At 62.3% G+C, this 20,077-nt stretch carries 17 protein-coding genes; 2 read left to right on the top strand and 15 right to left on the bottom strand.

Annotated elements, in window-relative coordinates; genetic code table 11:
* Positions 1-16 precede the first annotated feature (16 nt).
* Entirely contained in the window at positions 17-952 is a 936-nt protein-coding gene (locus tag ACFWYE_RS09540; protein WP_379110988.1) for a cyclase family protein, read from the top strand.
* Between the two features lie 53 nt (positions 953-1,005).
* On the opposite strand, the gene ACFWYE_RS09535 is transcribed toward ACFWYE_RS09540, so the two are convergent.
* The 14 genes from ACFWYE_RS09535 to ACFWYE_RS09470 form a co-directional block, all read right to left on the bottom strand.
* Positions 1,006-3,030, bottom strand: coding sequence for a beta-N-acetylhexosaminidase (locus tag ACFWYE_RS09535; RefSeq protein WP_379111401.1), 2,025 nt, complete (start codon positions 3,028-3,030; stop codon positions 1,006-1,008).
* A gap of 126 nt (positions 3,031-3,156) precedes the next feature.
* Positions 3,157-3,642, bottom strand: coding sequence for a GNAT family N-acetyltransferase (locus ACFWYE_RS09530; protein ID WP_379110986.1), 486 nt, complete (start codon positions 3,640-3,642; stop codon positions 3,157-3,159).
* A 121-nt stretch (positions 3,643-3,763) separates the two neighbouring features.
* Positions 3,764-4,702: an ABC transporter ATP-binding protein gene (locus ACFWYE_RS09525; protein WP_379068266.1), complete on the bottom strand. Its 939-nt coding sequence runs from the start codon at positions 4,700-4,702 to the stop codon at positions 3,764-3,766.
* Positions 4,699-5,502 (bottom strand): ABC transporter ATP-binding protein, encoded by an 804-nt coding sequence (locus ACFWYE_RS09520; RefSeq protein WP_379110984.1) that lies wholly within the window; start codon positions 5,500-5,502, stop codon positions 4,699-4,701. Before ACFWYE_RS09520 ends, ACFWYE_RS09525 begins: the two co-directional genes overlap by 4 nt.
* Positions 5,499-6,401, bottom strand: coding sequence for an ABC transporter permease (locus tag ACFWYE_RS09515; protein ID WP_379068260.1), 903 nt, complete (start codon positions 6,399-6,401; stop codon positions 5,499-5,501). The genes ACFWYE_RS09520 and ACFWYE_RS09515 overlap by 4 nt, the downstream gene beginning before the upstream one ends.
* Positions 6,398-7,381, bottom strand: a complete 984-nt coding sequence (locus ACFWYE_RS09510; protein WP_379068257.1) for an ABC transporter permease — start codon at positions 7,379-7,381, stop codon at positions 6,398-6,400. The genes ACFWYE_RS09515 and ACFWYE_RS09510 overlap by 4 nt, the downstream gene beginning before the upstream one ends.
* Before the next feature lie 30 nt (positions 7,382-7,411).
* On the bottom strand, positions 7,412-8,980 hold the full coding sequence (locus ACFWYE_RS09505; RefSeq protein WP_379111399.1) for an ABC transporter substrate-binding protein: 1,569 nt from the start codon (positions 8,978-8,980) through the stop codon (positions 7,412-7,414).
* A gap of 540 nt (positions 8,981-9,520) precedes the next feature.
* Positions 9,521-10,306: a SapC family protein gene (locus ACFWYE_RS09500; protein WP_379110982.1), complete on the bottom strand. Its 786-nt coding sequence runs from the start codon at positions 10,304-10,306 to the stop codon at positions 9,521-9,523.
* Between the two features lie 178 nt (positions 10,307-10,484).
* Positions 10,485-12,101 (bottom strand): FGGY-family carbohydrate kinase, encoded by a 1,617-nt coding sequence (locus ACFWYE_RS09495; protein WP_379110981.1) that lies wholly within the window; start codon positions 12,099-12,101, stop codon positions 10,485-10,487.
* A gap of 64 nt (positions 12,102-12,165) precedes the next feature.
* Positions 12,166-12,894: an SDR family oxidoreductase gene (locus ACFWYE_RS09490; protein ID WP_379110979.1), complete on the bottom strand. Its 729-nt coding sequence runs from the start codon at positions 12,892-12,894 to the stop codon at positions 12,166-12,168.
* A gap of 138 nt (positions 12,895-13,032) precedes the next feature.
* Positions 13,033-14,292: a sugar ABC transporter permease gene (locus tag ACFWYE_RS09485; RefSeq protein WP_379110977.1), complete on the bottom strand. Its 1,260-nt coding sequence runs from the start codon at positions 14,290-14,292 to the stop codon at positions 13,033-13,035.
* Positions 14,289-15,098 (bottom strand): ATP-binding cassette domain-containing protein, encoded by an 810-nt coding sequence (locus tag ACFWYE_RS09480; RefSeq protein ID WP_379110975.1) that lies wholly within the window; start codon positions 15,096-15,098, stop codon positions 14,289-14,291. Before ACFWYE_RS09480 ends, ACFWYE_RS09485 begins: the two co-directional genes overlap by 4 nt.
* Before the next feature lie 80 nt (positions 15,099-15,178).
* A complete protein-coding gene (locus ACFWYE_RS09475; protein WP_379068239.1) occupies positions 15,179-16,240 on the bottom strand; it encodes a sugar ABC transporter substrate-binding protein in 1,062 nt (353 codons plus the stop codon).
* A gap of 234 nt (positions 16,241-16,474) precedes the next feature.
* On the bottom strand, positions 16,475-17,359 hold the full coding sequence (locus ACFWYE_RS09470) for a helix-turn-helix domain-containing protein (RefSeq protein WP_379068236.1): 885 nt from the start codon (positions 17,357-17,359) through the stop codon (positions 16,475-16,477).
* Positions 17,360-17,927: 568 nt separating this feature from the next.
* Between ACFWYE_RS09470 and pobA the strand changes: the two genes are divergently transcribed.
* Positions 17,928-19,097 (top strand): 4-hydroxybenzoate 3-monooxygenase, encoded by a 1,170-nt coding sequence (gene pobA, locus ACFWYE_RS09465; RefSeq protein ID WP_379110974.1) that lies wholly within the window; start codon positions 17,928-17,930, stop codon positions 19,095-19,097.
* 31 nt (positions 19,098-19,128) lie between these two features.
* On the opposite strand, the gene pcaQ is transcribed toward pobA, so the two are convergent.
* On the bottom strand, positions 19,129-20,049 hold the full coding sequence (gene pcaQ / locus ACFWYE_RS09460) for a pca operon transcription factor PcaQ (protein ID WP_379068230.1): 921 nt from the start codon (positions 20,047-20,049) through the stop codon (positions 19,129-19,131).
* Between the last annotated feature and the right edge of the window lie 28 nt (positions 20,050-20,077).

Below are 20,077 nucleotides of genomic sequence, written 5' to 3'. Positions count from 1 at the left end.
TCGACAGGAGAGGATCATGAAGGCAATGAGCTTTGTGCGGCTCGTCGCGCTTGGTGCGGTGCTTGCCGCAAGCAGCGCCGCATCAGCGGAAGAACCGGCATTCTGGAAATTCTACGAACAATCCCTGAAGTCTGCGAAATACATCGACCTCACCCATGCCTTTGCGCCGGTTCAGCCTGTCTGGCCGGGCTTCGGACCAGCCAAATTCAAGCCGGCAGTCGCCGGCGCCGATATCGAAGGTTACGTCAAGAAGGGTGAGGAGTTCACCTATGAGAAGCATGGTTTTGTCGCCAGCGCCTATGACCTGACCACCGACCAGTACGGTACCCAGCTCGACCCGCCCTCGCATTGGAATCCCAAGGGCGCGACCATCAGCGACCTGCCCCCGACATTCGCGGTGAGACCGCTTGTGGTGATCGACATCAGCGTCAAGGCGAAGACCGACGAGGGATATCACCTCAAGGTCGCCGACATCGAGGAATGGGAGAAGAAGCACGGCCGCATCCCCGAAGGTTCGGTCGTGTTCGTGCGTTCCGACTGGTACAAGAAATGGAATGAGCCGGAACGCTTCGCCAAGGCGCCGTTTCCAGGCGTGAGTCTCGACGCGCTGAAGTTCCTGCATCTGGAGCGCAAGATCCTGTTTCACGGCCACGAGCCGCTCGACACCGACACCACGCCGACCCTCGAAGGCGAATACTGGCTCATGCACAACAACTTCGTGCAGGCCGAAGGCGTGGCCAACCTCGACAAGGTCCCCGAGGCTGGCGCGCTGGTGACGATCGGCTTCGCCAAGCCGCAAGGCGGTTCGGGTGGCTATGCACGCTACATCACGATCGCACCCGCCGACTGGCCGCAGGGTGTTTCTGTCAACGACGCGCCCGGCGCCCCGCTACCCGAGCAGACTGCCCCGCTGAAACGTGACAAGGACGGTGTCTTCCGCCCGACACCGTAGCAATCGCAGGATTGCGCAGCCTCCGTCTTCTGGAGAAGATGGAGGCTGGAGCCTTATGTCGCCGCGGTGATGCCGTAGAGAATCGGCATCAAGCCGGCCAGCGCCTTGAAGCGCTCCCATGACTTGCGCTCCGGTTTCGTCCAGCCTGTCTCGGCCAGGGCGGAGATGCGCGGGAAGACCAGCCGGTCGAACACGCCACGATCGGTCATCGGCTCTGACCAGATGCAGCACTGTATGCCGAGGAAGTGCTTCTTCTGTTCCTCGGTCCAGCCCTCAATGGGATCAAATCCATAAAGCGTCTCCGGTTCCGACCAGCCGGCCCAGGCAGCGCCCGGCTCCGACCAGGCCGGGCTGTTGGCCATGTCGAGATAATAGACCTGGCCGGGGCAGACCACGATGTCATAGCCGCGACCGGCAAGGGCGGCCGATATCTCCACTGAACGCCAGCCGTTCAGGAAGCTCTTGTCCTTGTCGATGATATCGCCATGCGCGGCTTCTTCCCAGCCGCCGGTGATGCAGCCCCGCGACGCCAGGAACTTCTGGATGCGCGCAAGGAACTGCGCCTGCAGTACGGCAGCGCCCGAACCATCGATCTCGTCGGCGCCATGATGGTTGGTGACGACATTGACGCGCCTGGCATGAGCGGCTGCGACATCGAGACCAGCGAGTTCGGTAAGTCTTGCCAGCGCTTCGGGCGAACCGGACCAGGCGCCGATCGGCACCTCGTCTGCACCGACATGGATGCGTTTGTACGGGAACAGCGCGATCACCTCATCCAGGATGGTCTCGAGAACCCGGTAGGTTTCCTCGCGTGCCGGGTTGAGGCAGTTGTTGGGGAAACCCTGCACCGAATAGTAGACGCCGTGCTCTGCCGGATCGCGTAGTTCCGGGATCGCCTGCAGCATGGCGTAGCAATGGCCGGGAACGTCGATCTCCGGTATCACCTCGATACCGAGACGGCCCGCCAACGCAACGATTTCACGCACCGAAGCCTTGCTGTAGTAGCCACCTGTGCGCTCAGGCCCGGAACCCAGCAGCGGCGGCAGCGGCAGACCGTGGCCGCGCCAGGCGCCAATGCGTGTCAGTTCCGGGTAGGCGTCGATCTCCAGGCGCCATGCCTCGTCATCGGACAGGTGCCAGTGGAAACGGTTGAGCTTGTTCCAGGCCAGGACCCTGAGGAAGCGGCTGACCTCTGCCGTACCATAGAACTGGCGGGCCACGTCGAGATGCGTGCCACGCCAGCCGAGCGACGGCTCGTCCTTGATCTCGCCTTCAAGCGGGAACAGAAAGGTCTCCGGATGATGACGCGCACCGCGCAGGATCTGACCCAGTGTGATCAGCCCGTAAAGCAGGCCGGTGCGTGTCGCTGCCGAAATCATCACCCGTCCACCGCCGAAGCGGATCACATAGGCCTCCGGGGCAAAATCATCGGCGAGCACAAGGGAGACCGGTAAGCCGCCCTCTCCTTCCGGCCGCACGATGCCTTCAACCGGAAACAGCCCTTCGACCAATTCGGCAAAAGCGGACGCAGCTGCCTTGGCCTCGTCGCCTTTTGCCTCGATCGACAGGCCTTGCGGCACCGCGGCGCGGCCCGACACGGAAACGCTGTTCGGCCACGGCACGACCGACACCTGCACCGGTGCCACATGCGGCACGGGATAGATTTCAGCGCCACGCTTCAGCGGCGCGTTATCTCCCTTGGCCTGGGTCGGAGCCGCCGATACTGGAACCGTTGTCCCATCGGCGAAAGCGACATAAGCGGTGTTGGCGCCATCCGTCCAATGACGCAGCGGATAGGACAATCCACGCGCGGTCACTGTCCATGACGCCCCGGGCTCCAGGACGAACCCGTCCGGGGGCGACAGTTCGGAGTGGTTGGAAAGCCGCGCGGTCAGCATGCCTCCCTCGACTGCTGCCGCGGGATCAATGCGGGCAGGACCACTGACGCAAAGCTTGAAACCGGAAACAGGTCGGGCCGAGAGATTGGTCAGCGTCAGCGAATAGGCAAGGCTCTCGCCGTCAGCAGCGGGGGTCCAATGGGTCTGCAGGCGGAGGGCTGATTTCGGCTGGATGGTCATGTCGAACTTTCGTCTGGCAAACGTTGCATTGTAGGTTTCTGGCACTTGCATCCCCGACCGGCCCCTCCCCTCGAAGAGCAGCGGCTTCCGGCACCTGCCTTGCCCGCCCTTCGGCGAGCCGGCGCATCAATCATCAGGCGATGGTGATTTCAACAGCCCGGCATAAATGCCGGGTTCGGAGTTGGGGATCATCGTCGCCCCCACCGTGCGCTCGTAGAATTCCGAAGGGCCGACATCGCCGATGATGGCGTAGCCGTAGCCCATCGTCTTGAGATCGAGCAGCGAAGCAAGCAGCAACGCATGGCCAATACCCAATCCCCTTGCCGCCTCGTCGACGCCCGTCGGGCCGAAGAAGCCGCGTGCGATCGATTCATGGCAGGAAAAACCGATCAACTTCTCTTCGCGTGTTGCCAGGAAGCAGGTCGGCGGCTGGCGCATGATGGCGACGGCTGTCTCGCTCGACCAGCCGGCACCAAAGGTCTTGCGCACCCAGGTGGTGACCAGCTCGAGCTCGGGCGCCAGAGCCCTGCGGATCGTTATCCCGGCCTTCTGCATACGCTCGTCCAGCGCCGGCTCCGGTTTCAAGAGGGAAAGATTGACGAGGTAATCCATATTGTTCTGCCGCTTCAGGAGATTTGGAAGAATGGTTGGATCGATTTTGACCCGGAAGTCTCGCTTAACGTTTAGTTGGCCATCGACCGATCGATTGAATCATTCTTTGAAATCTCCTTTTTCAAGCGCCGAGTGCGCGGATGAAATGGTTCGGACCAACCTGCTCGACGATGTTGGAGGCCGGTCGGCTGATGCGGCGGACCTCTTCGGCATGCCTGAGGAAGCGCGCGCTGTCGCCCGGTACGAAAGGCCGGTCCGGATCCGGCACCGCCGATAGCAGCAGCTTGGTATAGGGATGCCTGGCGTTCCGGATCACTGTCTCGGTATCACCCCACTCCACCATCTGGCCGGCGAACATCACGATCACCTCTTCCGCGACATGCGCCGCAGTCGCAATGTCATGGGTGATGTAGAGTAGCGCAAGCTGTCTTTCGCGCTTGATGTTTGACAGCAGTTCAAGAATTCCCAGCCGGATCGATACGTCGAGCATGGAGGTTGGTTCGTCTGCCACCAGCACGTCCGGCCGCACGGCAAGGGCACGCGCGATGTTGACGCGCTGGCGTTGGCCACCGGAAAGCTCATGCGGAAACTTCGCGGCCGTCACGGCCGGATCCAATCCCACCGAGGCGAGCAGCCTGGCGACGCCTGAAACCTCTTCGGCCTTGCTGCGGGCATGTCCATGCAGCTTCAATGGCCGCGCCAGGTGGTGCTGTATCGAAAATACGGGGTTGAGCGAAGCGAACGGATCCTGGAAAACCATCTGTGCGGCCCGCCTGTAGGCAGCCTCACCCGCCCTGTCGCCTGGATGGGTGATATCGCGACCGCGGAAATACATCTTGCCGGCCGTCGGTTCGTCCATCCGGGCGATGATACGCGCGCAGGTTGTCTTGCCGCAGCCGGACTCGCCCACCAACGCCAACGCACGCCCCGGCTTCAGCGCCAATGAAATGCCACGCAACGCCTGGACAACGCCAAAACTGCGCTCGATATTCTCGAGCCTCACCACAGGCTCGGTCAGCGCCTCGGCGCCGTCGACGGAAAGGCTCGGCTGCGCATTCATGCCGCCGCTCCATGTCCCGGCAATTGCGGGATCGAACCCCACAGTTTGCGCGTATATTCGTGTGCCGGCGCACGACTGACCTGTCGCACATCGCCAACTTCGACCAATTCGCCTTTCAGCATCACGCCGACCCGGTGACAGAGCTGCGCCATCAGATGCAGGTCGTGGGTGATGAAGAGCACCGAGAAACCGTGGCTGCGCTGCAGGTCGATGACCTGTTCCAGGATCTCGCGCTGCACCACCACATCGAGTGCCGTCGTCGGCTCGTCCATGATGATCAGTTCCGGCCGCAAGGCGAGGCAGATCGCAATGACGATACGCTGCCGCATGCCACCGGAGAACTGATAGGGGTAGTCGTCCAGCCTTGTTGGCGAAATGCCGACCAGCTTGAACATCTCCTCGGCGCGAGCGCGCGACTGTGCCCTGGTCGCACCGGTATGGCGGGCCAGCACATCATGGAATTGCGCCGCCACCCGCATCAGCGGATTGAGTGAATTCATCGCACTCTGGAAGACCATGCCGATGCGCCGCCAGCGCACCTTCTGCAGCGCCGCCTCCGGCAGTTTCAAGAGGTCCTGATCATCGAGCAGCACCTGGCCGCCCGCCACCCAGGCCGGCGGCTTCGACAGCCTCGTGATGGCGTAGGCAATGGTGCTCTTGCCGCAGCCGGATTCACCGGCAAGCCCGAACAATTCACCGCGGCCAATGTCGAAGGACACATTCTTGACGGCGCGGAATGCGCCACCGTCGATCAGGTAGTCGACGTCGAGGTTCTGGATTCGAAGCAGCGGCGTGTTCATCGGACGGCCCTCAATTCACGGGCACGCAGCCGGTTGAGCCGCAGCCAGCGGCTCAGCGCCGGACCGGAGCGAAGTTGCGGATTGGCGATCTCGTCGAAGGTGAAGTTCAGCAATGCCAGCCCCAGCCCGACGATGGCGATGCCAAGCGCTGGCGCGCCGATATCCCACCAGGCACCGACGATGATCGCCGAAGAATTCTGGGCATTGTAGAGCATGGTACCCCAGGTGACATTCAGCGGATCGCCGAAACCGAGATATTCCAGTGTCGTCTGCGCCACGATCGCATAGATGATCGAGCCGACCAGATTGATGCCGATCAACGGCACCAGATTGGGCAGGATTTCGACGAAGACAATGCGCCACCAGGGTTCACCCACCATGCGCGCGGCAACGATGAACTCACGGTTCTTCAGCGACAAGGTCTGCGCCCGCGTCATGCGCGCACCCCAGGGCCAGGACGTCAGCGCGATGATGGCCATGATCGCCATTGGCCCAACGGTGCCGGCGAAGGATGCGAGCAGGATAAGCAGCGGAATGTTGGGGATGACCAGCACCGCATTGGTGGTCAGGTCCAGCACCGCGTCGGTGCGGCCACCGAAATATCCGGCAATCAGGCCAATCGCTGTCCCGATCGCCGTGATCGCCAGCCCCGTCGCGAAGCCGACCGCCAGCGAAGGTCGCGCGCCCCAGACGAACTGCGAATAGACGTCGCGGCCCATCTTGGTGGTGCCGAAGACATGCTCGGCTGTCGGTGGCTGATGTGAACGGCCGACGCGCTGGGCGGGATCGCCCGGTGCCAGCACCGGTGCCAGCAGGGCCATCAGGCAGAGCGCTACGATAATGACAAAACCTGCCACGGCCTTCTTCTGGCGCAGGAACAATCTGAGACCCGAGCTCATGTCCGTCCCTCCTGCACCCTGGGATCGACCACGCCGTAGAGGATATCGACCAGCAGGTTGGCGCCAAGCGTGGCCATCGTCATCAGCAGCAGCTGGCCTTGGATGACTGGATAGTCGCGCGCCACGCTTGCTGTGAACAGGGTCAGGCCAAGACCCGGATAGTTGAAGACGATCTCGGTGACGATCGAACCGCCGAACACGGCACCCAGCATGAGTGCCAGATTGGTCATCACCGGCAGCATGGCGTTGCGGGCTGCGTAGCTGAACATGACCGCCGTGTTACTGAGACCCTTGGCCCGTCCCATGGTGACGTAATCCTCACCCAGTACAGAGATCATCGAGGAGCGCATCGTCGTCTGGAATTCGCCGATCATGTAGGGCGAAAGCGTCAGTACAGGCATGATGGCGTGCCAGAACACCGAACCGAAGAAGGTAAAGTTGATACCGGGATCGAGGCTGGGGTCATACGCGTAGCCCACCGGGAACCATCTCAACGTCACACCGAAGGTGAACAGCGTGGCGAGCGCGATGATGACCGGCGGTACCGCGATCAGCACGACAGAAAAAGGCGAGACGAACGCATCGAAGCGCCCGCCTCGCCGCCAGGCTGCCACTGCGCCGAGGGAGACGCCGACGCAGAGGGAGAAAATGACGGCCGTAACCACCAGGAATGCGGTCCAGCCGGCCGAACGGGCCAGCACTTCGGTGACGGTCTGCGGATAATATTTGACCGATACACCGAGATCGAAAGTGGCCAGCCCCTTCAGATAATCGACGAACTGCAGCCATATCGGCTGCTCGACGGCGCCGAAGCGAGCCTTGATCGCTTCGATCGCCGCCGGTGTGGCACGTGGCCCGAGCTGGGCGATCATGCTGTCGACCGGGCTCCCCGGCATCAGCCGGGGAAGCGTGAAGTTGACCACGATGGCAAACAGGAAGGCGGCCAGATAGACCCCGAGCCGTCGAAGAGGTATCCGCATCGCCACTATCCCGTCGCCGATCCCTCCTGATTATTGCACTGGCTTCAACCGCAGCAAATGCACGAGCCGCAGGCGGTTGTTGTCGTGATCCTCCGGGTTCATCACTGGTTCGTCCTTCGTCACCCAGCCGGTGAAGCGCTTGGTCGAATACTGGAACCAGGTAGGCCCGTTGAACACCGGTACCACCGGGAATTCCTTGGCCACGATCAACTGCACCTGGTCGAACAGTTTGTGGCGCTCTTCTTCCGAAGTCGCCTTGCGATAGGCGTCGAAGACCTTGTCGAGTTCCGGATTGGAATAGCGCGACGGCGCCGAGGTGATGCGACCGGCGAAAGGCGTCGACAGCGACTGGTAGTAGCCGCGGAACGGCGTCGGCCCATCAGCGCGCGAATTCATGACGGCATCCAGCGTACCGTCGAGAATCTGCTTCTGCCACTGTTCGTATTCCGGGGTCGCCACTGAGGCGTTGACGCCGATCTTGCGCAGCCCCTCGACAGCGATCTGCACGGCATCGATCCAGTCTGTCCAGCCGTTCGGCACTGCGATGGAGAAGGCAATCGGCTGCCCTTTGGGCGTGGCGCGGAAGCCGTCGGCGCCTTTCTTGTAGCCGGCATCGTCGAGTACTTTGTTGGCCTTGTCGACGTCATAGGCCATCCATGCGTCGTGCTCGCCCTCTGCAGCCTTGTTGCGCCAGGATTCGAAACGTGGCGGCAGGCCGGACGCATGCAGGTTCACCACCGGATAACCGAAGCCGGCAATGTCGACCATCGACGTGCGGTCCATGGCCAGCGAGAAGGCATGGCGGAAATTGATGTCGGCGAAGGCCTCGGCATTGCCGGGATTCTTCGTCTTGAAGTTCATCTGGAAAGCCACCGTTTCGGCGGGCGGCTGCCAGTAGCCATTGTTCTTCGGATCGAGCGCGACATAGGTCTTGTCGATCTGCGGAATGAACGAGCCGATCCAGTCCATCGTGCCTTCGGGCAACAGTGCCAGCATCTGGTCGTTGCCGGAGATCTGCGGCAGCTTCAGGCAATCCACCTTCAGACTGGCGGCGTCCCAATAATTCGGATTGCGGCACTGTTCATAGACCTGCGGCGTGAAGCGGCGAACTTCGGTCATCGGTCCGGAACCAACCGGCTTTTCGTTCTTGAAGGCGAGCGGATCCTTCACGTCCTTCCAGATGTGCTCCGGCACCACCGGGAAATCGGCCAGTGTCTCGGGGAAATGCGTGTCGACGGCCTTGAGGTTGATCTTGACCTCGGTCGGCGATGGCGTTTCCACGGAGGCGACGGTTTCACCGACGCCGACTGTGTCGACCGCCGGGTTCTTCAACATCATCTCCAGCGTGAATTTCATGTCCGCCGAGGTCAGCGGCTCACCGTCCGACCATTTCACGCCGTCACGCAGCGTGTAGGTGATCGACTTCAGGTCATCGGAAAACTTGTACGCCGTTGCGAGACGCCAGATTGGCTTGCCCCCGTCATAATCGTTGAAGATGACCAGCGGCTCGTAGATGAAATCCATCGTGCTCTGGCGACGGCCGCCGAGGTCGAACGGATTGAAGTTCTGTACCCAGCTGGTCTGCTCCTCGATATGCATGGAGAGCACCGCTTCCGCGAAGGCGGGCGTCGATTGGGCGGTCAACCCGGCCGCGGCGGACAACGCTGCGAAAGCTGCGCCGGCGAACAGACGCCGCAATGACACAGCCCGGTGGAAAGAAGACGGATTCGTCCTTTTGGCACGCATGGTTTTGGTTCCCCTGGTTGGAATCGACCCTTCCGCTCTTGCTGGCGGATAGAATAAATCAATTTGATTTATGGGTATGAGCGAAGTGGCTCTTCGTCAACCGCGAAAAAGGTCGTATCGACGAAAAAATCGTTTTAACATAATGGCTTGCGGGAAATGTGGGCGCGCCCAATGGCCTGGCAATTCGGGCTTTCAAGCCAAAAATCCCAGTATGCAGAATGGCTTAATTTGGGTGGTTTGAGGGTTGCTTCACCCTCGTACAGCGAACGAAAAACTCTTGGGCCGACATCTGAATTCAAATGCCAGGACCCGTTCCAGCCGATCCTTGAAGCATCGCCGGGAGAGTGTGGGCCTGCACGAACGAAGGGCGAAGCGGTACAGGCGCGCCGGCCGTCAGGCCTTCTGCAAGGCCGCCTGATGGATCAACGAGCTCCAGCTGTTGGTCGACGCGAGATGACAATAAACCAGCGTCAGCGCGCCTGACTTCCTGAGATCGAGAAAAGCCTCGTCACCCAGCTTGTTGAAGGCATCCTCGTCGATGATCTTGAAGTCGGTGAGGTTGAGCACCTCGCCATTCTCCAGTGTCACGGTGCTGCGACGCTCGGCGAAGAGGCCGTGTGCATCGATCTTGTCGACCATCGCGCGCGTTGCGGCAAAGTCCATCTGGTACTGGTTGCAGAAGGCCAGTGCCTGCTTGGTGGCTTCTGTCGCCTCGGTACCTGCGAAGAATGGCAGCACCTTGTCACCGCGCGCGGCCGCCACGACCTGTTCGACCACCCGGTCGCTGGCCCGATCGACACAGAGCGCCAGCCGCCCGCTGCCCTGCCCGCCGTCATCGGCGAGGATGAACGGATAACGGCGCACATAGGCGGGAACATAATGCGGCTTTGCCCACTGGCCATCCTTGTCCACGAACAGGTTCTCGCCCTGCCGCAGACCAGTGATGACGACCGGCTGGTTGGCCGGGCCGACAAAGACGATCGGGTAGGACCGCATGGCTGCCGGCATCTCGCCCGTCACAACCGGCAGCGCATGCGCGGCACGCGTAAACGAGAAATCAACCCGCGCAGCGAGACCGAGCGAACCATGCCGGTCGGGATTCATGGCCTCGGGCTTCGCGTAGAAGAGCGGTAGCGCATCCGCGGCTTGAGCGGTTGCCTTGCCATTCTCTGCAGTCATGCCTTGTCCCCCGAAACCAGCACATGTCGATGGCGACTTTTGCCTTCGCCACGCATCTCCGTCCGGCAGCGTCTTACGCCATCGGCCGGGAAAAAGTCCATCCGCAGCATATCGATGAGACCGGAATAGACCCAAGAATGGTCAGGCGCTACCCCTCCTTCTGCCGGGAGAGACGAGGTTATGCGTCGCCGCGAACTGCCCTGCCCGCTTTCTGCAGCAGCTCGAACGCGTGGAACCGGTTTGCGTGCCAACCGGCATGTGCCGCATCGGGCTGGTAGGTTTCGCCAAGTTCCGACATCGCACCCATGGCCGATGCCATATCCGGGAAATGACCTGCGGCAACGGCGCCGAGTATGGCTGAACCAAGCAGGACAGGTTCCGGCGAGGTCGAGGCTGCCACGACCAGTCCGGTCGTGTCGGCCAGAAGCTGGCGCACCAGCGGGCTCTGGCCGGCGCCGCCGCTGACCACGATGGTATCCGTCAAAACACCTTTCGCGGCCTGGACACCGACAATCTGGCGCGCACCATATCCGAGGCCACAGACTCCGGCGAGATAAAGGCCGACCAGCCCATCGAGGCTCGTATCCATGCCGATGCCCGCGATCAGGCCAAGCGCCCCTGGATCAGCAAAAGGCGCGCGATTGCCGAGGAATTCCGGCACGACATGCAGCTTGCCGATACGTTCAGGCGCGCTTCCCGCGCCGCCATGTCTGCCGGCCTCAATCGCCAGCCACTGGCTCAGGCTCATGCCATCCTTGTCAGCCCGCGCAGCCGCTTCGGCTGACGCCGGATGCATACGCACCAGATGATCGATCGCGGCGCCCGCGGCAGACTGGCCGCCTTCGTTCAACCAGAACCCCGGCACCATGGCCGAGAAATACGGCCCCCATACGCCGTCCACGAATGCCGGGGCGGCGGTGGTCGACATGGTGCAGGCCGATGTGCCGAACACATAGGCCATGCGCGTCAGCACGCTTCCGGCAGCGCCTCGCGCCCCCACGGTGCCGATACCACCGGCGTGAGCATCGATGAGGCCGGCAGCCACCGGCGTGCCTTCCATGAGACCCAGGTCACGCGCGGCGTCGGCTGTCAGCCCGCTGCCGAGCGCCGTGCCGGCAGGCACGACTTCGGTGCCGATGCGACGGAACTGCTCGTCTGCCAGCGCGCCAAGTCCGATGGCGCGGAAATAATGCTCGTCCCAGCGCTGCTCATGCGCCAGGTAGGTCCACTTGCACGTCACCGTGCAGACGGAACGCGCAAGGCTGCCTGTCGACTTCCAGGTCAGGAAATCGGTCAGGTCCATGAACTGCCATGCGTTGGCGAAAGTCTCCGGCTTGTGCTCGGCCAGCCACAGCAGTTTCGGCGTTTCCATCTCCGGCGAGATCGCGCCGCCGACATAATTCAGCACTGCTTCGCCGGTGCGGTTGATGCGCGCGGCCTGCGCGGTGGCGCGATGATCCATCCACACGATGATGTTGCGATCGGCCTCGCTGGTCGGCCCGACGCCAAGCGGCCGTCCGCCCTCGCCCAGCACGACAAGCGAACAGGTCGCGTCGTAGCCGACGCCGGCGATCGACGCTGCCGGGACGCCTGATTTGGCGACGGCTTCGCGCGTGCTTGCGGCGACCGCCTGCCAGATATCGTTGCTCGATTGCTCGACGATGTCTCCGGCTTCGCGAAACAGCGCGATGTCGCGCCTGGCAGACGCAAGCATGGTTCCATTGGCGTCGAACACGCCCGCACGGGCACTGCCGGTGCCGACATCGATGCCGATAAAATGTTTTGCCGAAATCATGCGATCACCCGCAAAAACGAGAGAGGAAGAACGTCGCCGCCGAGCAAGCCGGCGGCGTTGGAAATCAAAGATCGTTGCTCTGCGGCAGAATCACCAGATCGCGGATGGTGATGTTGCGCGGCCTGGTCAGCATGAACATCACCGCCTCCGCCACCTCAACTGGCTGCATCAGCCCACCCGCGGCGAGTTCATCCTCCAGTTTCTGCTTCGGCCAGTCGCTGATCAGCGCCGTCACCACCGGGCCTGGCGCAACCGCGCCGACACGCAGGCCGTGCCTGGCCACCTGACGGCGCAACGTATGTACGAAGGCCTGGATAGCGTGCTTGGAAGCCGTGTAGATCGGCTCCCAAACCACAGGCACAAGACCGGCGATCGAGCTCGTGACGACAATGTCACCGGTCTTGCGCTCGACCATATGCGGCAACACCGCATGGATGGACCGGAACGCCGCATTGATGTTGAGGTTCAGCATACGATCCCAGGCATCCGGATCCCCTTCCACGACCTCGCCGCCGACATAGGAGCCGGCATTGGCGTGGAAGATGTCGAGCTGGCCGGCCTTCTCCAGGATCTGCGGCATCATGCCGGCCACGCTCTTCGGGTCCATCAGGTCGACCACAACGGGGAATGCCTGCGGCCCAAGGTCCTCGCAGACGGCGGTCAGCGCATCCTCGTTGCGATCGACGAGCGCGACCCGTACGCCTGCCGCCACCAGGTGCCTGGCGCATTCCAGGCCGATGCCCGATGCGGCGCCGGTGATCGCCGCGACTTGTCCGGTAAGGTCCTGAGCCATTTCTGCCTCTGCTTTTGCTTGGTATTGCTTGGAAATTCGAGCAATTCCAGGAAAAGTGCGTAGCGGTTTTCCGTCCGGAATTGCGTAAGACAAAGCTGGAGCGTTTCCGCGTTTCCGTGAAAACGGAAACGCTCCAGATCAGGCGCGGCCGTGCGAGACACGCGACCTGCGTGCCAGCGAGTCGACGATCACGGCGATCGCCAGGACGGCACCGGTGATCATGTATCGAAGCGACGACGACAGATCGAGCAACGTCAATCCGCTGGCGATCGACTGGATGACGATGATGCCGAGCAGGGCCGAATAGGCACTGCCGCGACCGCCGAACAGGCTGGTGCCGCCGATGACCGCCGCCGCGATGGCATTGAGGTTGACGTCACCGGTGCCTGCCTGCTGGCTGGATGAGGCAAGGCGCGACGCAGCCAGGATGCCGCCGGTCGCTGCCAGGGTCGAGCACAGCATGAAGGCAGTGGTGTAGATATAGCGCACGTTGATGCCGGCGCGGCGGGCCGCTTCGCGGTTGCCGCCGACGGCGTGCATCGAACGGCCCCATTTGGTGCGCTTGAGCGCATAGTTCATCGCCACGACAAGGCCGACGAACAGCCCGAACATCCATGGAATGCCGCGCGAGCTGTTGAGGTAGAAGACGATCGCCTCGAGCACGACGGTGATGACGACGGCGCGCGCGACGATGCCAGCCACCGACTGTGCCGACAGGCCTGCCTCACGACGCCGCGACGCTTCGCGGTATCCCGTCCAGAAAAGGGCGATACCGGCAATCGCGGCAAGCCCGTAGGAAACCCAGGCGGGCATCACCATCAACTGACCGAAATTCACCAAAGGCGACTCGTAGGGCAGGTTGATCGAGCCGGTCGAACCGAGCAGATAAAGCTGGAGGCCGAGCACTGCGAGCAGGCCGGCCAGCGTCGAAACGAAGCTCGGCATGCCGAAACGGTTGAGCAGCAAGGCATAGACCGATCCGATAACCGCGCCTGCCGCCATGGCGGTGACGATGGCGAAACCGACGGGCCAGCCCTGGTTCACCCACAGCACCCCGACCAGCGCCGAAGCAAAACCGCTGACGGAGCCGACCGACAGGTCGATCTCTCCAAGCATCAGGATGCAGACGATGCCGAGTGCGATAACGCCGACCGTCGAACAATCGAACAGAAGATTGACCAGATTGTTCGCCGACAGGAACACCGGGTTCAGGCTCTGGAACACCGTCCAGATGATGGCGAGCCCAACGATGACCGGCAGCGAACCGAGGTCGCCCGACCGAACGCGGTCGAAAAAGGCACCGATCGTGCCGACAAGTCCCTCGGCATGTTTCACGCGCACGTCGGCGCGATCGAGAAGCTGCGCTTTGGGCGCATTCTGCGTGGCTTTGTCGGTCATGGCTGGCTCTCCTGAGCTTGCGCGCGGCGGCTGGCCCGGCGGGAAACGGAATTGTTCTCGGCACCGGTGATCGCGCTGACCAGTTCCTGGTTGGACGCATCGGGAAGGAAGACGCCGTTGTTCTTGCCGAGCCTCAGCACCACGATCCGGTCGGCGACGGCGCGGACGTCCTCCATGTTGTGACTGATCATGATCACGCCGAGGCCGCGTTCGCGCACACGCTCGATCAGATCGAGCACCTCGGCGGTCTGGGCGACACCCAGGGCCGCTGTCGGCTCATCGAGCATGATCAGTTTCGGGTCGAGCAGCAGCGAGCGGGCGATGGCCACCGTCTGGCGCTGACCGCCCGACAGCGAAGCGATCGGCTCACGCACGCTGGGAATGCGCGCCGAAAGTTCGTTGAGCAGCTTCCAGGCCTTGATCTCCATCGACACTTCGTCCAGCCGCATCGGGCTGAGTTCCTTGCCGAGGAAGATGTTGGCGACGACGTCCAGGTTCTCGCACAAAGCCAAATCCTGGAAGACGGTGGCGATGCCGAGGCCGAGGGCTGTCGCCGGATCGGACAATGCCACGGGTTCGCCCTTGAAGGTGATGGTCCCCGACGTCGGCTGATGCACGCCGGCGAGGACCTTGACCAGGGTCGACTTGCCGGCACCGTTGTCGCCGACAAGGGCGACGACTTCGCCGGCATGGACGTCGAGGTCGATGTCAGTGAGCGCCGACACGGCGCCGAATTGCTTGGAGATGCCGCGCAGGCTGAGCACAAGCTCACGTGCCGAGGCAGGCCCCTGTGATGTTCCTGTCATGATGCAAGCCTTCCCAAGAATTTCGCCCAGATGGGCAATGCTGCCCCGCCGCACGCGGCGGGGCAGTCGCGATCAGTGGCTTATTGGGTAATGCCGAGCTTCTTGCAGCCCTCGGCATAGCGGTCGACGCAGAGCTGCTCGGCGGTGGCGATCTTCTTGTCGATGATCTCCGCCTTCAGGTTTTCCTGGGTGACGACCACCGGAACGAACAGCTGCGACGGCGTGTTGAACAGCGTCGTCTCGGCCTTCGGCGTTTCGCCCTTGACCAGCTGGACGGCGATGTTCGCTGCTGCGGCAGCGACGATCTCGCTTGGTTTGTTGATGGTGTTGTACTGGTCGCCTGCGATGATCAGCTGCAGTGCCGCCAGCGTGGCGTCATTGCCGGTGATCGGCGGAACCGGGTTGAAACCACCGGCCTTGAACGCCGCGATGGCGCCACCGGCGGTACCGTCATTGGCGGCGACGACACCCAGGATGTTCTTGTCGAAGCGGGTGATCTGGCCGCTCGCCCACTGCTGGGCCTTCGGCGGCGCCCATTCCGGCGTGTCGTATTCGGCCAGGATCGGATAGCCGCTGTTGTCGAGGCCGGCATGGATGCCCTTCTTGATCAGGCCGGCCGCAGCATCGGTCGGCGAACCGTTGATCTGCAAGACACCAGTGCCCTCGCCGGCCTTCACGCCCTTGTCCTTCAGATGTTTGACCAGCGAGTCGGCGATCGACTTGCCGATGGCTTCATTGTCGAAGGAAACATAGAAGTCGGCCTTGGCATCGGGGATCGGCCGGTCGTAGGCGATGACCTTCACGCCTTGCGCCTGCGCCTGCTTCACCAGCGAGGCGGCAGCGGTGGAATCGACCGGATCGATGACGATAACCTTGGCGCCCTGCGAGATCATCGAGTTGAATTGCTGCTGCTGGCGTGCTGCATCGGCGTCGGCGTTCTGGTAGAGCACCTTACAGGACGCGCAGAGCTTCTCCATTTCGGCCTTGAAGCCCGGATAGTCGTGCTCCTCGTAGCGGGTCGAAGCCTGGTCCGGCATCAGGAAGGCAACGGTGGCGCCGTCGGCGCTCTGGGCGAGTGCCGAGCCCGAAGCGAGGGACAGGGCCAGCATCGCCAGGCCGGTCGTTTTCCATGAATGTTTCATTGCATCTTCTCCCTTGAACGATATGACAATGAGTGATCTGAAGAGCTGCCCTCCCAGGCAGCGTGGATCCGTCGGGTCCAATCGGGCCTGCGCGGCGATCCCGCCACGGCACCGAAGCTGACCGAAGGACAAGGCTTTCCCCTCGCGAGCGGCAAACGACCGCTCACGTTGTTCATTTCTTCCGCTGGTGTTCCTCCCTGCCCCTCCTTCTTGGGCGGCCTCGGCCGCGTTTGCTCAGGCGGCTTTTGCCGCGTTGATGTGGTCGATCGTCAGCCGCCGGAAGCGTGACGGCGTCATGCCCTTTTCAGCCAGGAACTGGCGGTTGAAATTCGACAGGTTGTTGAAGCCGACCTCGAAGCAGATATCGGTGATCGGCGCCTCTTCGTCGCTGGTCAGGATCTGGCAGGCGAGATTGATGCGCAGCCGCTTCACATACTGCACCAGCGTCATGCCGGTGTGGCGGCGGAAGGCGCGCGAAAAGGCCGAGGTCGACTGCCCGGCGATGCCCGCCAGATCCGCCTCGCTGAACGGATTGGTCAGGTTTTCGCGCAGATAGTTGAGTGCCTTGTTGATGCCCGCTGACATATATCCGGACGGATCCGGCAGGTAGTTCGGGCTCGCCAGCATGTGCGCGCCGTGGCCGCGGCTGAGCAGGCCCGCGATTGCCATAAACAACTCGATGCGACGCACGCCTTGCGCCCGCATCAACTCTTCCATCACCGGCGCGACCTGCCGGCTGGTCTCGGCCGAAAACATCACACCACGCCGTGACTGTTCCAGCACGGGTGCCAGGGCAGCGAGTTCCGGCAGCACCCGCATGGTGTCGCCGATGAAGCCTTCATTGAACTGCAGGATGCGGCAACGCAGCGGGATGGTCGATCCGGCAGGAATGTCACTCACCCAGTTGTGCGGCAGGTTGGGACCAGTCAGCACCAGATTGCCGGGTTCGAATTCACCAATGAAATCGCCGACGAAGTATCGCCCGGCGGTGGCGACCACGAGATGAAGTTCGTATTCGGGATGGAAATGCCAGCGCACCGTGTGGAACGGATAGCCGTGCGACCAGGCCTTGAACGACTCGCCTTGGCGAATCTGGACGACTTCCAGGTCCGGACCCATGTTCGTTTCCTCCAGGCACGAGACGGTCTTGCCGCTGCGGCCCTTTCCCAATCGGCTGGATGCGCTCCAGCTCTGACCTTCGAAACAAACGCTAGTCCCCGTGCCACGACGGCGCCACCACGTTTGGTCATTCGCAATGATACTTTTTTGACCTTTACCGGTAAATATCTGCAGGAGTGGCCAGAACTGTTGCCGATCGCCCACCGCTCACATGGTCCTCAGCAGTCCCGGCATCATTTCATTAAGCATTGATTTACCAACGCAGGCGGCGGCTGTGGTTGTCGAAACGAAACGTTTCGCTTCGGCGCTTCGAGTCGAATAGCCCCGAGATCGGTCGGGCTCATCGCACAAACGGCTCATGGCGGACTCGGGCAACACGGTTGCTCTGGGCCGTGATGGGTCCGATCACCCTCTTCGGGCAATTCGCCGTGATCTCTGCGCCCCTCTTTCATAACGATCTGCATATGAGATCGGCTTCAGATATCATTTTACCACCCCCCCAGGTTGGGCGATGGTGCTGCCTTCCGGCTGGATAGGTCCCCGGCCGCGTCATCGTTTCGAGCACCGGATGCGAACACAGGTCGTCATTGTTGGTTCCGGCCCGTCGGGCCTGCTGCTTGGCCAGCTCCTGACTGGAGCAGGCATAGACAACGTCATTCTCGACCGGGTCGGCAAGGACTACATCCTCGGCCGTGTCCGCGCCGGCGTGCTGGAACAAGGCACAGTCGAGCTGATGCGCAGAGCCGGCGCCGACGCGCGCCTGCGTGCTGAGAGCATTACGCATGACGGCTTTTCCATCGCTTTCGACGGACGCGACCATCGCATCGATCTTGCTGCCCTCACCAGCAAACATGTCACCGTCTATGGCCAGACCGAAATGACGCGCGACCTGATGGCCGCGCGCGAGGCCTCGGGCCCATCGACCTTCTATGAAGTCGAGAATCTCGCCTTGCAGGATTTCGATACCGACAACCCGTACGTCACCTACGCCAAGGACGGCGTCGCCGAGCGGATCGATTGCGACGTCATCGCTGGCTGCGACGGCTTCCACGGGATCAGCCGCCGTAGCGTCCCGGCGGGCGCCATACGAACCTTCGAACGCGCCTACCCGTTCGGCTGGCTGGGTTTACTTGCCGAGGTGCCGCCGGTAAGCGACGAACTGGTCTATGCCAGCCACGAACGTGGCTTCGCGCTCTGCTCGATGCGCTCGACGACGCGTTCGCGTTATTATGTGCAAGTGCCCGCCGACGAGCAGATCGAAAACTGGAGCGATGATCGCTTCTGGGATGAATTGCGCAGCCGGCTGCCCCGTCATCATGCCGAGGCCGTGACCACTGGGCCATCCTTCGAGAAATCGATCGCGCCGCTGCGCTCCTTCGTGGCGGAGCCGTTGCGCTTCGGTCGTCTCTTTCTCGTCGGTGATGCCGCCCACATCGTCCCGCCAACCGGCGCCAAGGGACTGAACCTTGCAGCCAGCGACGTGCACTACCTGTTCAACAGCCTGCGCGAGTTCTTCCTCGACAGATCCATGGCCGGCATCGATGCTTACTCTGGACGCGCATTGGCCAGGGTATGGAAGGCAGTGCGCTTCTCCTGGTGGATGACCACCCTGCTCCACCGCTTCCCCGGCCGCACTGATTTCGAGCACCGCATCCAGGATGCCGAGCTCGACTACCTGACGCATTCTCATGCTGCGGCGACCGCACTCGCGGAGAACTATGTCGGCTTGCCGTATTGACGGCTGATGCACTGCAGGGGACGGAGCATGGTTATTGTGACAACTCCCTTGCCGCTTCGCGCAGCGTCTGCATCAGCAGGCTCAAAGCCAGCGTCGGTTGCTGGTCCGCGCGGATGGTGAGCCCGACCGGCCCCTTGGTTTCGCTGGTATCGATCGGCAATATTGCCAGCACTCCATCTTCGACATCGGCAGTCACCACCCCTTCGGAAATCACCCAGACAGCATCGTTCGAGCGCACGAAGGCGCGGCCGAAGGCATGTGACACCGTTTCGATCTGGGTCGGCCAACTCGGCACGCCGTTGGCGATCAGCAACCGCTCCACGAAGGGACGGATGATCGAAGTCCGTGTCGGCATCAGTGCTACATAGCGGGTGAGGTCGGCAAAATCGAAGGCGCCGCGGGCCAAAAGAGGATGGCCGGCACGCACCACGAAACGCACCTCTTCCGAATAGAGATGTTCGAACGAAAAGCCGGTCATCTGCTCCGGCGCCGCCAACCGCCCGACAACGATGTCGAGATCACCGACGCGCAGCTGGCCGAGCAGCACGGCGTTCTCGCCGGTGACGATCTTGACGCGGCTGCCGGTGTTTTCACCAAGAAACAGCGCCATGGCGCGCGGCATTATGCGCGTGGAGACCGTCGGCAATGCACCGATCCGCACCGGATCGGCGTTGCCCAGTCCATCCGCTGCGATGGAATCCACGCCCTGCCGCAGCGCCGAGATGGCGGCGCCCGCGTGACGCAGGAACACTTCACCGAGACGCGTGACACGAATGCCGCGACCGTCGCGCTCCAGGACACGCACGCCGAGCGCGTCCTCCAGCTCGCGGATGGTCTTGGTCACCGCAGGTTGGCTGACATGCAGCATTTCGGCAGCCTTCATCACGCTTTTCTGACGTGCGACCTCGACGAATGTCTGCAGATGTCGGAACTTGATGCGTTGATCGATCATGCCGCCCATAACCTACCAGTTAACGAAC

The sequence above is a fragment of the Mesorhizobium sp. NPDC059025 genome, from assembly GCF_042739655.1.
In the GTDB taxonomy this organism is placed as follows: Bacteria; Pseudomonadota; Alphaproteobacteria; order Rhizobiales; family Rhizobiaceae; genus Mesorhizobium.
This window is presented reverse-complemented; position numbering and strand designations above follow the sequence as displayed.